Source organism: Bradyrhizobium sp. MI1.4 (genome assembly GCF_055811315.1).
The window spans coordinates 81,894-94,743 of sequence record NZ_JBVVPP010000008.1; the positions used below are offsets into that span (position 1 = coordinate 81,894).

General features: G+C 63.9%; 14 protein-coding genes. 4 read left to right on the forward strand and 10 right to left on the reverse strand.

From position 1 onward, the window contains the following. Positions 1 to 3: 3 nt before the first annotated feature. The 10 genes from AC0L23_RS11985 to pqqA all read right to left on the reverse strand — a co-directional run bounded on the left by AC0L23_RS11985 (position 4) and on the right by pqqA (position 10,006). A complete protein-coding gene (locus tag AC0L23_RS11985; RefSeq protein WP_018454076.1) occupies positions 4 to 1,059 on the reverse strand; it encodes a 2-oxoacid:ferredoxin oxidoreductase subunit beta in 1,056 nt (351 codons plus the stop codon). Continuing rightward, positions 1,056 to 2,903, reverse strand: coding sequence for a 2-oxoacid:acceptor oxidoreductase subunit alpha (locus tag AC0L23_RS11990; RefSeq protein ID WP_162496392.1), 1,848 nt, complete (start codon positions 2,901 to 2,903; stop codon positions 1,056 to 1,058). Before AC0L23_RS11990 ends, AC0L23_RS11985 begins: the two co-directional genes overlap by 4 nt. Then, positions 2,873 to 4,672, reverse strand: a complete 1,800-nt coding sequence (locus AC0L23_RS11995; protein WP_018454078.1) for an FAD-dependent oxidoreductase — start codon at positions 4,670 to 4,672, stop codon at positions 2,873 to 2,875. The genes AC0L23_RS11990 and AC0L23_RS11995 overlap by 31 nt, the downstream gene beginning before the upstream one ends. Before the next feature lie 233 nt (positions 4,673 to 4,905). Continuing rightward, entirely contained in the window at positions 4,906 to 5,583 is a 678-nt protein-coding gene (locus AC0L23_RS12000) for a DUF4286 family protein (RefSeq protein WP_085361491.1), read from the reverse strand. A gap of 12 nt (positions 5,584 to 5,595) precedes the next feature. After that, positions 5,596 to 6,582: a prolyl aminopeptidase gene (pip, locus tag AC0L23_RS12005; protein WP_085351889.1), complete on the reverse strand. Its 987-nt coding sequence runs from the start codon at positions 6,580 to 6,582 to the stop codon at positions 5,596 to 5,598. Then, the gene (gene pqqE / locus AC0L23_RS12010; protein WP_018454081.1) at positions 6,572 to 7,771 is read right to left on the reverse strand and encodes a pyrroloquinoline quinone biosynthesis protein PqqE; all 1,200 of its coding nucleotides are present in this window, start codon (positions 7,769 to 7,771) and stop codon (positions 6,572 to 6,574) included. Before pqqE ends, pip begins: the two co-directional genes overlap by 11 nt. After that, positions 7,768 to 8,079, reverse strand: a complete 312-nt coding sequence (gene pqqD / locus AC0L23_RS12015; RefSeq protein ID WP_085351888.1) for a pyrroloquinoline quinone biosynthesis peptide chaperone PqqD — start codon at positions 8,077 to 8,079, stop codon at positions 7,768 to 7,770. The genes pqqE and pqqD overlap by 4 nt, the downstream gene beginning before the upstream one ends. A gap of 10 nt (positions 8,080 to 8,089) precedes the next feature. After that, positions 8,090 to 8,857: a pyrroloquinoline-quinone synthase PqqC gene (gene pqqC, locus AC0L23_RS12020; RefSeq protein WP_377789043.1), complete on the reverse strand. Its 768-nt coding sequence runs from the start codon at positions 8,855 to 8,857 to the stop codon at positions 8,090 to 8,092. A 20-nt stretch (positions 8,858 to 8,877) separates the two neighbouring features. Then, a complete protein-coding gene (gene pqqB, locus AC0L23_RS12025; RefSeq protein ID WP_473356999.1) occupies positions 8,878 to 9,807 on the reverse strand; it encodes a pyrroloquinoline quinone biosynthesis protein PqqB in 930 nt (309 codons plus the stop codon). A gap of 118 nt (positions 9,808 to 9,925) precedes the next feature. Continuing rightward, a complete protein-coding gene (gene pqqA, locus AC0L23_RS12030) occupies positions 9,926 to 10,006 on the reverse strand; it encodes a pyrroloquinoline quinone precursor peptide PqqA (protein WP_007595659.1) in 81 nt (26 codons plus the stop codon). Positions 10,007 to 10,256: 250 nt separating this feature from the next. Here pqqA and AC0L23_RS12035 point away from each other — a divergent pair, with 250 nt between their 5' ends. The 4 genes from AC0L23_RS12035 to AC0L23_RS12050 all read left to right on the forward strand — a co-directional run bounded on the left by AC0L23_RS12035 (position 10,257) and on the right by AC0L23_RS12050 (position 12,752). Beyond that, positions 10,257 to 10,514 (forward strand): DUF6894 family protein, encoded by a 258-nt coding sequence (locus AC0L23_RS12035; protein WP_007613759.1) that lies wholly within the window; start codon positions 10,257 to 10,259, stop codon positions 10,512 to 10,514. A gap of 104 nt (positions 10,515 to 10,618) precedes the next feature. After that, the gene (locus AC0L23_RS12040; protein ID WP_085385421.1) at positions 10,619 to 12,019 is read left to right on the forward strand and encodes an amidase family protein; all 1,401 of its coding nucleotides are present in this window, start codon (positions 10,619 to 10,621) and stop codon (positions 12,017 to 12,019) included. 2 nt (positions 12,020 to 12,021) lie between these two features. Beyond that, positions 12,022 to 12,498: a glutathione peroxidase gene (locus AC0L23_RS12045; RefSeq protein WP_018454085.1), complete on the forward strand. Its 477-nt coding sequence runs from the start codon at positions 12,022 to 12,024 to the stop codon at positions 12,496 to 12,498. Continuing rightward, complete coding sequence (locus AC0L23_RS12050; RefSeq protein WP_007613756.1) at positions 12,495 to 12,752, forward strand: DUF3297 family protein; 258 nt, start codon at positions 12,495 to 12,497, stop codon at positions 12,750 to 12,752. The genes AC0L23_RS12045 and AC0L23_RS12050 overlap by 4 nt, the downstream gene beginning before the upstream one ends. The last annotated feature ends 98 nt before the right edge of the window (positions 12,753 to 12,850 follow it).

The window sequence follows — 12,850 nt, forward strand, 5'->3', positions numbered from 1 at the left end:
CAATCACCGCAGGCTGGCGTTGAACTTGTCCAGCGCCGCCGAGCCCGGGCAGAGCGTGTCGGCTTCCAGCGTGTTGAGCGGCGTTTCGACCGTGTTGAGATGCTCGTGCAGGTCTTCCGCGTCGGGATCGACATAGAGCAGGCCGGTGACGATCTGTCCCTTGGCGGCGTGCTTTTGCAGGAAGGTCTGGGCGCCGAGCCGGTCGTGCGGATCGTAGTCGGCGTCGATCTTGCGCAGCGCGATCCTGCTGCCGTCATGCTGCTCGACCATTTGCACGGTGCCCGGTGCGTAATCCACCGCAATCGGATCGCGGCCGACCAGCACATCGAGCCGGTTCACCGCGTCATTGTGCTCGCGGACATAGTCGAAGCTCTTGGTCGAGCCGGCATGGTTGTTGAAGGCGATGCAGGGGCTGATGACGTCGATGAACGACGCGCCCTTGTGGCGGATCGCGGCCGCGATCAGCGGCACGAGCTGGGTCTTGTCGCCGGAGAACGAGCGCGCGACGAAAGTCGCCCCCAACTGCAGCGCGATCGCGACGAGGTCGATGGCGTTGTCGGTGTTGGTGACGCCCTTCTTGGACTTCGAGCCGCGGTCGGCGGTCGCCGAGAACTGGCCCTTGGTCAAACCGTAGACGCCGTTGTTCTCGACGATATAGGTCATGTTGACGCCGCGCCGGATCGAATGCGCGAACTGGCCGAAGCCGATCGAGGCGGAATCGCCGTCGCCGGAGACGCCGAGATAGATCAGGTCGCGATTGGCGAGATTGGCGCCGGTCAGGACGCTGGGCATGCGGCCGTGCACGGAGTTGAAGCCGTGCGAATTGCCGAGAAAATAGTCCGGCGTCTTCGACGAGCAGCCGATACCCGAAATCTTGGCGACCCGGTGCGGCTCGATCGAAAGCTCATAGCAGGCCTCGATGATGGAGGCCGTGATAGAGTCATGGCCACAGCCGGCGCACAGCGTCGAGATCTTGCCCTCGTAATCGCGATGGGTGTAGCCGAGCTCGTTCTTCTTCAGCCCGGGATGGTGGAATTTCGGCTTTGCAATGTAGGTCATGACACGGCCTTGCGGAGCGGGGTCACCTTGATGTGATCCTGGTGGTCGCCAATGGCTTTTGCGATGAAGCGGGCGGTGATCGGCGAGCCGTCGTAATGCACGATCGGCACCAGCCGCACCGGGTCGATGCCGTTTTCGTTGACGATGAGCTGGCGCAGCTGGCTGTCGCGATTCTGCTCGACCACATAGACGAAATCGTGCTCGGCGAGGAAGCTCGCCACGCTGGAGTGGAACGGGAAGGCGCGGATGCGCAGGCGGTCGAGCTGATGCCCGCGCGCTTCCAGCAATCCGATCGCCTCGTCCATCGCCGGCGTGGTCGAGCCGAAATAGATCACGCCGTATTTGGTTGGCCGTTCCGCATTGGCCTGGAGCGGCCGCGGCACCAGATCCTGCGCGGTCTCGAACTTGCGCATCAGGCGCTGCATGTTGTCGGCGTAGACCGAGCCCTCTTCGGAGTAACGCGCATAGCGGTCGCGCGACGTGCCGCGGGTAAAATAGGAGCCCTTGGTCGGATGCGTGCCGGGATAGGTTCGGTAGGGGATGCCGTCGCCGTCGACGTCGAGATAGCGGCCGAAATCGCGGCCTTCGTCCAGCATCTCCGCGGTCATCACCTTGCCGCGGTCATATTGCTTGGCGTCGTCCCATTTCAGCGGACGGCAGAGCCGGTGGTTCATGCCGATGTCGAGGTCGAGCATCAGGAAGATGGTGGTCTGAAGCCGCTCGGCGAGATCGAAAGCCGCGGCCGCGAACTCGAACGCTTCGGCGGGATCTTCGGGGAACAGCAGCACATGCTTGGTGTCGCCATGCGAAGCATAGGCGCAGGCGATGATGTCGCATTGCTGGGTGCGGGTCGGCATGCCGGTCGAGGGACCGGCGCGCTGGATGTTCATGATCACGGCCGGGATTTCGGCGAAATACGACAGCCCGATGAACTCGGTCATCAGCGAGATGCCGGGGCCGGAGGTCGCGGTGAAGGCGCGCGCGCCGTTCCAGGAGGCGCCGATCACGATGCCGATCGAGGCGAGCTCGTCCTCGCCCTGCACGATGGCGTATTTCGCCTTTCCGGTCTCCGGGTCGTGCCGGTACTTCTTGCAGTGGGCGGTGAAAGCTTCTGCCACCGACGAGGACGGCGTGATCGGATACCAGGCGCACACCGTGGCGCCGCCATAGACGGCGCCGAGCGCGGCGGCGCTGTTGCCTTCGATGAAGATGCGGTCGCCGACCTTGTCGGACTTCTTCACCCGCAGCCCGGTCGGGCATTTCAGGTTTTGCAGCGCCCAGTCGCGGCCGAGATGCAGCGCGTGGACGTTGGACGAGAGCAGCTTCTCCTTGCCCTTGTACTGCTCGCCGATCAGCTGCTCGATCAGCTTCGGATCCATGTCGAGCAGCGCCGAGAGCGCCCCGAGATAGATGATGTTCTTGAACAGCTGGCGCTGGCGCGGATCGGTATAGGTCGAGTTGGTGATCGCGGTCAGGGGGACGCCGATCACGGTGATGTCGTCGCGGAATTTGGTCGACGGCATCGGCTTGGTGGAATCATAGAACAGGTAGCCGCCGGGCTCGATGCCGGCGAGGTCCTTGTCCCAAGTCTGCGGGTTCATGGCGACCATCATGTCGACGCCGCCGCGGGCGCCGAGATGGCCGTCTTCGGTCACCCGCACCTCGTACCAGGTCGGCAGGCCCTGGATGTTGGAGGGGAAGATGTTACGGGGGCTCACCGGAACGCCGTGGCGCAGGATCGCGCGCGCAAACATCTCGTTGGCGCTGGCCGAGCCGGATCCGTTGACGTTGGCGAAGCGGACGACGAAGTCGTTTACGCTGCTGATCGGCTTTTTGTCGGACATGCTGAACCTGCGTGAGTCATCTCGATCAAATATTTCTGCATGTCCCAGGCGCCGGTGGGGCAGCGCTCGGCGCACAGCCCGCAATGCAGGCAGACATCCTCGTCCTTCACCATCACGCGCCCGGTCTTGAGGTCGCTGGACACATAGAGATCCTGGTCCGGATGCAGCGAGGGTGCTTTCAGGCGCTGACGGAGATCGCCTTCCTCGCCGTTGTCCGTGAAGGTGATGCAATCCATCGGACAGATGTCGACGCAGGCATCGCACTCGATGCAGAGCGAGGTCGAGAACACGGTCTGGACGTCGCAGTTCAGGCAGCGATGAGCTTCGCCCAGCGCCAGCTTGACGTCATAGCCGAGCTCGACCTCGGTGCGGATGTCCTTCAGCGCGATCACCTTGTCGCGATGCGGCACCTTGTAGCGCTTGTCGTTGGAGATGTCGTTGTCATAGCTCCATTCGTGGATGCCCATCTTCTGCGAGGAGATGTACACGTCGGGCAATGGCCGCTCGGTGATGTCCTCGCCCGAGAGCATTTTGTGGATCGACAGCGCGGCGTCATGGCCCTGCGCCACCGCCCAGATGATGTTTTTCGGCCCGAACGCGGCGTCGCCGCCGAAGAACACCTTCGGGTTGGTCGAGACGAAGGTTTGCGGATCGACCTTGGGCATGTGCCATTTATCGAACTCGATGCCGCAGTCCTGCTCGATCCAGGGGAAGGCGTTCTCCTGGCCGACCGCGACCAGCACGTCGTCGCATTCGATGGTCTGGTCCGGCTCGCCCGAGGGGACGAGGTTGCGGCGGCCCTTGGCGTCGTATTCGGCCTTCACTTTCTGGAAGGTGATGCCGGTGAGCTTGCCGTTTTCGTGGACGAACGCTGTGGGAACGAGGAAATTGAGGATCGGAATGTCTTCGTGGAGCGCGTCTTCCTTCTCCCAGGGCGAGGCCTTCATTTCCTCGAAGCCGGAGCGCACGACGACCTTCACCTCTTCGCCGCCGAGGCGACGCGCAGTGCGGCAGCAATCCATCGCGGTGTTGCCGCCGCCGAGCACGATGACGCGCTTGCCGATCTTGTCGGTATGACCGAACGAGACCGAGGACAGCCAGTCGATGCCGATATGGACGTTGGCGGCTGCTTCCTTGCGTCCGGGGATGTCGAGTTCGCGGCCGCGCGGTGCGCCGGAGCCGACGAAGATTGCGTCGTACTTCTCCGCGAGCAGCGCCTTCATGCTCTCGATGCGATGGCCGCCCTTGAAGTCGACGCCGAGACCCAGGATGTAGCCGGTCTCCTCGTCGATGACCGAATCCGGCAGGCGGAATTTCGGGATCTGCGAGCGCATCATGCCGCCGGCTTGGGCATCGGCGTCGAACACGGTGCAGTGATAGCCGAGCGGCGCGAGATCGCGGGCGACCGTCAGCGAAGCGGGACCACCGCCCACGAAGGCAACGCGCTTGCCGTTCTTGGCCGAGGGGCGCGGCAAGCGCTGCGTGATGTCGTCCTTGAAGTCGGCGGCGACGCGCTTCAGGCGGCAGATCGCGACCGGCGTCTCCTCGACGCGTCCGCGGCGGCACGCCGGCTCGCATGGACGATCGCAGGTCCGTCCCAGAATTCCGGGAAACACGTTCGATTTCCAATTGATCATATAGGCGTCGCTGTAGCGGCCTTGAGCGATCAGTCGGATGTATTCGGGAACGGGAGTGTGCGCAGGACAGGCCCATTGGCAATCGACCACTTTGTGAAAGTAGTCGGGGGCCGCAATATCGGTCGGTTTCATTCCTACCCTGTCCGCGCAGGCTCAAAGACCCCGCGGCCTTTTCTTGAGCTTGCGAACGCTAACGCGCGGCGATCTGGTTTCTGAATGACGTCATTGGGTTAGCTTATTAGAACCGCTCCGAAGTACAACGGCAAATTTCGCGCTTCCCCTCTTTCATGGGAGCTACGCGCGCACAGCATTAACGGCCGTGCGCAGTATGTGGCGGTGCAGCATGTTGCGATGCGTCCGATGGCTTAGTTGCGCGCGATGTCGCTCTTCGCGAGGTCCCACATCAGGCAGTAGGAGCCGACCGACACGGGAAGCGGGAATGGCGAGGCGGCAGGGCCGGTGAAGCGCTCGGCGATCACGGACGAGACCGCGCCGACATGCGTGCCGTCGATCAGCACGAACCAGTCGCGCGCGCCTTCGTTGCGCACCGCCGGAATATCCGCGGTCGCGCCTGATAGTTCCGGCTCGCTTTCGAGCAGATGCATGGAGATGATGCCGTCGTGTTTTTCCGGCGCCAGCCGTTCTTGCAGTGCGTCACGCCACGCGACTGCATTGTCCGGCGTCGGCCGCAGCCGCACGAGGCCGAGCGCCGCGCCGCGGCCGGTGCCCCTGCTGATCGTGATGCGGGCGACCACGCGGAGCATGTCCTTGAAATGCGCCATGCTCCGCCGCGACCATTCGGTCTGATTGGCGAGCCGCGCCCGGTAGGCGGGACTGTCGAGCACGTCGAGCGTCGCGGTTGAATACAGCGAGAGATATTTGGGATTGGCGGCGTGCGCGACATAGCGCCGCGCTTCGAGAAAGCCCTCGATCGCAACGCGCTCTTCCAGATGCTCGCGATCGTACCAGCGGTTGAAATCGGGTTCATTTGGAACGTCGATATTCATCGACGTGAGCAACATGCCCTTCCCGGCGAGTGGCATTTTCTTGTCCCGCTATCGCGAAATCTTCGAAGCGATATCTGCGATCGACTTCATGACCGCGTCCCGCACGCCGGTATCATAGAGCGAATGGCCGGCTTCTTCCACGATGCGAATCTCGGAACCCGGCCACACTTTCGCGAGCGCCTGCGATGTCTCGGGAGGGCACAACAGATCGTAGCGGCCCTGGACGATGATGCCGGGAATGCCGTCGAGCTTGCCGGCGTTCCGCAACAACTCGTTCTCCGTCATGAAGCTGTCTTGGACGAAATAATGCGCCTCCATGAACGGCGTCGCCGGCAATGTGCGCCACACGTTCAGCGACGCCAGATCCAGCCGTGTCTTTGCCGCCTTGTGCTCCGACAAGGCGCGTTCGGTATCGTGCCAGGCGCGCGAGGCCGGGCCATGCACCGCCGGATCGGGATCGAGGATGCGGCGATAGTAGGCTTCCACCGGTTGCGCGCGCTCCTCGACCGGCAGCACGCTCAGAAAATCGTCGTAGAGCGCGGGGTAGAATTGCGACAGGCGCGAGGTGAAGGCGATCTCGACTTCAGCACGCGTGCCGAGAAAGGTCGCGCGCAGCGCAATTCCGGAGACGCGCTCGGGATGCGCCTGCGCATAAGCCAGCGCCAGCGTCGCGCCCCAGGAGCCGCCGACCACCATCCAGCGCGCGACGCCGAATTTCTCGCGGATCTTTTCCATGTCCGCGATCAGATGCTGCGTGGTGTTGTGTGCGCGCGATCCCTTCGGCCGGCTGCGACCGCAGCCGCGCTGGTCGAACAGCACGGCATGAAAACGGTCGGGATCAAACAGCCGGCGGTGGTCGGGCTGGCAGCCGCTGCCGGGGCCGCCATGCAGATAGACCGCCGGGATTCCGTCGGTGCGGCCGACGCTCTCGACATAGAGCTCGTGGCCGCCGCCGACGTCGAGCATTTCGGAGGTCAGCGGTGCAAAGGGATCGGCGCGCTTGACTGAGCTGGCCGCGTCGGCGTCAGGCACCATTCTCGGATTCCAGGGTGCCGCCGGCGAAATTGCGATAGAGGAAGCGGTTGGTTTCGCCCTCAGCCTCGCGCTCGGCCTGCTTGAAGATGGTCTCGTGCAGCGGCGACAGCGCGCAGGCGGGATCGGTGTTGGCGGCGTCGCCGGTCAGCGCAAAGGCCTGGCAGCGGCAGCCGCCGAAATCGATCTCCCGGAATTCGCAACTCTTGCACGGCTCCTTCATCCAGCCGGTGCCGCGGTAGCGGTTGAAGGCGTCCGAGTTCTGCCAGATCCAGGCGATCGAATGGTTGGAGCGCACGGATTCGAAGTCGAGCCCGGTGATGCTCTCGGCGGCGTGGCAGGGCAGCACCTTGCCGGCCGGCGAAATGTTGAAGAACTGCCGACCCCAGCCGCCCATGCACTTCTTCGGCCGCAGCGCGTAATAATCGGGCACGACATAGTCGATCGTGAGCCGGCCCTTCAGCCGCTCGCGCGCCTCCTCGACGATGCGGGTGCACTCGTCGAGCTGCGCCACCGTCGGCATCAGCGCGGCGCGGTTCTTTAGCGCCCAGCCGTAATATTGGACATTGGCGACCTCGAGCCGGTCGGCGTCGAGGTCCACCGACATCTGGATGATATCAGACAGCTGGTGCAGGTTTTGCCGATGCATCACCGCATTCACGGTGAGCGGCAAATCGAGCTCGCGCGTCCATTTTGCGACTTCGAGCTTCTTGCGGTGCCCGTTTTTGTAGCCGCCGACGCGGTCGGCGAGGGCTTCTTCAACGCCCTGAAAACTGATCTGGACGTGGCAGAGCCCGGCATCGGCAAGTTCGCTCAACCGCTCACGCGTCAGCAGCACCGCCGAAGTGATGAGGTTGGTGTAGAGCCCGACGTCGCTCGCATGCTTGACCAGCTCGACGAGGTCCTTGCGCGCCGTCGGCTCGCCGCCGGAGAAATGCACCTGCAGCACGCCGATCTCGGCGAGTTCGCTCAATACCTTCTTCCATTCCTCGGTCGTCAGCTCCTTGCCCGAGCGGTCGAGCTCGACCGGGTTGGAGCAATAGGGACATTGCAGCGGGCAGCGATGGGTGATCTCGAGCAGCACGGCGAGCGGAATGCCGAACGTCTCTGCCGTCGAGCGGCTCTTCTCCAGCACCGCGAGGCTGTCGCTGGCGTCGGGCGGGATGGTGGGATTGCCGAGCACATCGCTCATGACGTCTTCTCCCGGGCCTCCGTGAGAAAGCCCTTGTCGGCGAGATCCTGCAGCATGACGATGACGTCGGCCAGGATCGCCTCGCGCGGCGCGGCGTATTTTGCCGCGAGTTGGTCGGACATTTCGCCGACATTGCGCTCGCCGTCGCAGAGCTGCAAGACCTCGACCGCGATCTCGTCCGGCGCCAGCACGCGTTCGGGCGCCAGGATCACCCAGACATTTCGCGTCTCGTCATATTTCAGCTTGGCGTGCCGCGGCAGAACCGGCCTGCTCGTCTCGCTGACGCTGATGTGACGCGGCCCGGCCATCGCTCGTTCCTCAGCTCGCCTTTTGGTGTTCTTGGGGCACGAACGCGCCCGGCGGAATATGGCCCTCGACATAGGCGTGTTGCAACGCGTCGAGCTGCACCCATAGCACGTTGGTCTTGAAGATCAGCGCATTGCAGACGGACGCGCGTTGCTCGGGCGTGACGGCATGTGCCTTGACATAGTCGAGCGCAAAGCCGGCGTCGCGCGGCGCCTGCGCCAGCCGGCGCTTGAAGTAGCTCATGATATCAGGATTGACGAAGTCGTAGTGCTCCAGCATCCCGGAGATGCGCTCTTCGTGCAGGTTCGGCGCGAACAATTCGGTGAGCGAGGACGCGATCGCCTCCAGCGGCGACTTCTCGCGGCAATAATGCACATAGGCTTCCACCGCAAAGCGCGTCGCGGGCAGGATGCCTTCGGTCGATTCCACGTAAGCCGTGTCCAGCCCGAGGCCTTCGGTCAGCTTCAGCCAGCGCTCGATACCGCCTTCGGAGCCGATGTCGCCGTCATGATCCTCGATGCGGTGGCGCCATTCCAGCCGCGTGGCGCGGTCGCGGAAGCGCGAGATCACCACCGCGTCCTTGATCGGGATGGTGCTCTGGTAATAGTAGCGGTTCAGCGCCCAGGCCTGCACCTGGCCCTTGTTGAGCTTGCCGCCATGCAGCAGTCTATGGAACGGATGCAGGCTGTGATAGCGCGTCGCACCGATGTGACGCAGCGTCGCCTCCAGCTCCTCGGCGCTAGTGAGCCTGATGTCCTTGCCGATCGAGAGCGCGGTCATTCCAGTCAGTGACGCGGCATTCACAGCACGATCTCCGTTCCGTCCGCGGGTATCTGCCAGCCCGCCGCTTCAGCGGCCTTGCGCTCCGGGGAAGCGGGCAGCAGCGCCGGATTCGAATTATTGATATGCAGAAATATCTTCCTGTCGAGTGTGAGGTCGGCGAGCCGCGCGATGGCGCCGTGGTCGCCGGACATCGCGACGTGGCCCATGCTTTTGCCGGTCTTGTGGCTAAGCCCGGCCTTGATCATCTCGTCGTCCTGCCACACCGTGCCGTCGAAGAACACCAGCGCAGCGCCGTCGATCTCGGCCTTGAGCGCGTCGGTGACCTCGGCGCAGGCGGCGATGAAGTAGAAGCATTTGCCGGTTGCTTTGTCGGTGATCTTCAGCCCCAGCGTATCGCCATCGCCGCTGTCGCCGCCCGGATGCGTCTTGCCTTCCAGGTACCAGGCCGACTTGCCCGAGACCGCGAAGGGCAGCACCTCAAGTCCTGAGCGCGCCCCGTCCGGCAGCCGCGGCTCGAACGGCTCATTGATGCCGATCGGCTGGCGCTGCACGTTTTTCTCGTTCAGCACATTGAAGATGCTGTTCGCCCTCAGGATCGCCAGCACCTTCTCGTGCGCATAGACCGTGAAGGGCGAACCCTCGCGCATCGACAGCAGGCCGGCCACTGCGTCCACCTCGCTGTTGGTCAGGATCACGCCTGCGATCGGCGTATGGCGCAGCGCGCCTGCCTTCGGATGCAGCTGTGGCGTCGCATTCAATTGCTGGCGGAGGTCGGGGGAGGCGTTGATCAAGAACCAGTGCTCGCCGTCGCCGCTGAAGGCGACCGAGGCTTGGGTCCGTTGCAGCTCTTGGCCGTTATCACGGGCCGTCCGGCAGCCCTCGCAGCCGCAATTCCATTGCGGCACTCCGCCGCCGGCTGCGGCGCCCAGGACGACGACGCGAAGCATGATCCGTCTCCTGGAGGCAATGTCGCGAGGTGGACCTCACGCAAACACAAATCCTGTCTTCCGGACATGCATCGTGACCGAAAGATCCACCTGCGCAGAACGCGAACTCACCAACCGCTTACTTGCGGGTGGCGCTCACATACATGTTGATTTCCATGCCACAGGGCACTTCGACGATCTTCGGGGCTTTCCAGGCCATTTTCGGCTCTCCATTTTCGAGAATTCGGACGTATCCGCCCAACCCTTAAGTTAGTGCGGGTGGAAAAGTTCGCCAGTGAAATTTTCCCGAGAAAGCCATGTTGCGGCGCGAAAAATGCTGCCGGAACGATACTTGCTGGTGATGCTGCCTTGCGCCCGGCGCATTCGGTCGCGAACCCTGTCCTGATAAAGCGGTTGTGAGTGCAGTGCAGCTTTCAATCCGGTACAGGCGACCCAACTGGAACTTCGTGATGCCCAGATATTTCTTCAACACCCGTATCGGCGACGAACTGATCGTGGATCCTGAGGGAGAGGATTTGCGCAATCCCGATCGCGCCTGGGAGGTTGCCCGCCAGATGATTCTGGAGGTGCTGAGATCGGAAGGCACCCAGCCGGCCCTGCTTGAGGCCGTCATCGAGGTCACCGACCGCGAAGGCGAGATCGTGCTCGAATTCCCCTTCACCGAGGCACTCCTGGACATTCCGGACCAGTCCGCCACCCGGCATTAAGGCTTGCTCTCGCCACCGTCGCAATGGCGGAGGAATCCCTGCGAAATCCGCATGGCTTTGCCGCGTTCCCGGGGCTAAAAGACGCCGGTTACACGGAGCAAGTCATGCAAGATCTCTGGCGCCTGTCGGCGGCCGACCTCGCCAATCTCGTCAAAACCAAAAAGGTCTCCGCCAGGGAGGCCGCGCAGGCCGGCCTCGCCCGGCTCGACGCCGTCAATCCGAGCCTCAACGCCGTGATCGACCACCGGCCCGAGGACGTGCTCAAGCAGGCCGACGCCGTCGATGCCGCCATCGCCAGGGGCGAGGACCCCGGCATGCTGGCCGGAGTGCCCGTGACCATCAAGGCCAATGTCGACCAGGAGGGCTTTGCCACCACCAACGGCCTCAAGCTCCAGCGCGACCTGATCGCGCGCGAGGACAATCCGGTGGTCGCCAATTTCCGCAAAGCCGGCGCCGTTCTGCTTGGGCGCACCAATTGCCCGGCCTTCTCCTATCGCTGGTTCACCACCAACCTGGTCCACGGCGACACCAAGAACCCCCGCGACGCCTCGCTGACGCCGGGCGGCTCGTCCGGCGGCGCGGGCTCGGCGGTCGCGGCCGGCATCGGCCATATCGCCCATGGCACCGACATTGCCGGCTCGATCCGCTATCCCGCCTATGCCTGCGGCGTGCATGGCTTGCGCCCGACCTTGGGCCGCATCCCGGCCTTCAATCCGGCCCTGCCGGAGCGCCCGATCGGGCCGCAGATCATGGCGGTGTCGGGGCCGCTGGCGCGCACCGTCAACGACATCAGGATTTCGCTCGCGGCCATGTCGGCCCGCGACATCCGCGATCCCTGGTTTGTGCCGGTGCCGCTGGAAGGCCCCGCGCGGCCGAAGCGCGCCGCGCTCTGTCTCGACCCGGACGGCCTGGCCACCGCGCCCGAGGTGAAGGCCGCCGTCATCGACGCCGGCAAGCGGCTCGAACGGGCCGGCTGGACCGTCGAGACAATCGAGAACACCCCGCCGATGCGCGAAGCGGTCGAGTGGCAGATCAAGCTCTGGCTCGGCGACGGCTATGAGGCGCAGCTCGAGATGGCCGAGCGTGAAGGCGATCCCGGCGCGCTGGCGTGCCTGCGTGGCAACCGTGCCAGGGTCACGCCGATGGACCAGGCCAATTACGCCAAGGCATTGACCCGCCGCGCCACGCTGACCCGCGACTGGATGCTGTTCTTCGAGACCTATGCCGTGCTGCTGACGCCGGTCTCCGGCGAACTGCCGTTCCCCGATCATCTCGACCGCAAGGACGACTCTTCCTTCAAACGCGTCTGGGAAGCGCAGTTGCCGCAGATCGCCATTCCCTTCATGGGCCTGCCGGGCCTCGTGGTCTCCACGGGCCTCGTCGGCAAGGCGCCGGTCGGCGTGCACATCGTGTCGGGCCGCTATCGCGAGGATCTCTGCCTGCTCGCAGGCGAGGCGATCGAGGCGGGCGGCGTGCCGCCGTCGCCGATCGATCCCGTAGGTTAGCGATGTCCGCGATCTACGACTTCAAGGCCAACTCGCTTCTCGGCGAAGAAGTGCCGATGCGCAGCTTCGAGGGGCAGGTGCTGCTGATCGTCAACACCGCGAGCAAATGCGGCTTCACGCCGCAATATCGCGGGCTGGAGGATCTGCATCGCGACCTGTCCCCGCGCGGCTTCTCGGTGCTCGGCTTTCCCTGCAACCAGTTCGGTGCGCAGGAGCCAGGGCAGGCGAGCGAGATCCAGGCGTTCTGCTCGACCAATTACGACGTCACCTTTCCCCTGTTCGAGAAGATCGACGTCAACGGCAGCAATGCCCATCCGTTGTATGAGTACCTGAAACGCCAGCAATCCGGCCTGCTGGGCGCCTCCATCAAATGGAATTTCACGAAATTCCTGGTGGACCGCGCCGGCAAGGTGGTTTCGCGCTATGCGCCGACCGCGCGGCCCGAAGGATTGCGGCAGCAAATCGAGACCCTGTTATGAGCGAGACAATCATGAGCGACGAATTTCCGGACCGCCTCTCGGTCGATCCGAACAGCCCCTTTTACAATGCGGACATCCTGGCGCGCGACGTCGGCATCCGCTTCAAGGGTGTCGAGAAGACCAATGTCGAGGAATACTGCATCAGCGAAGGCTGGGTCCGCGTCACCGCAGGCAACGCCAAGGACCGCCACGGCAACCCGCTGACCATCAAGGTGCACGGCCCGGTCGAGCCGTATTTCAGGGATAAGAAGTAGTTTTGGAATGCGAAGCGTGCTTGGGGCACGCCGTCATGCCCGGGCTTGTCCCGGGCATCCACGTTCTTCGAGCGGCTAAGACGTGGATGGCCGGGACA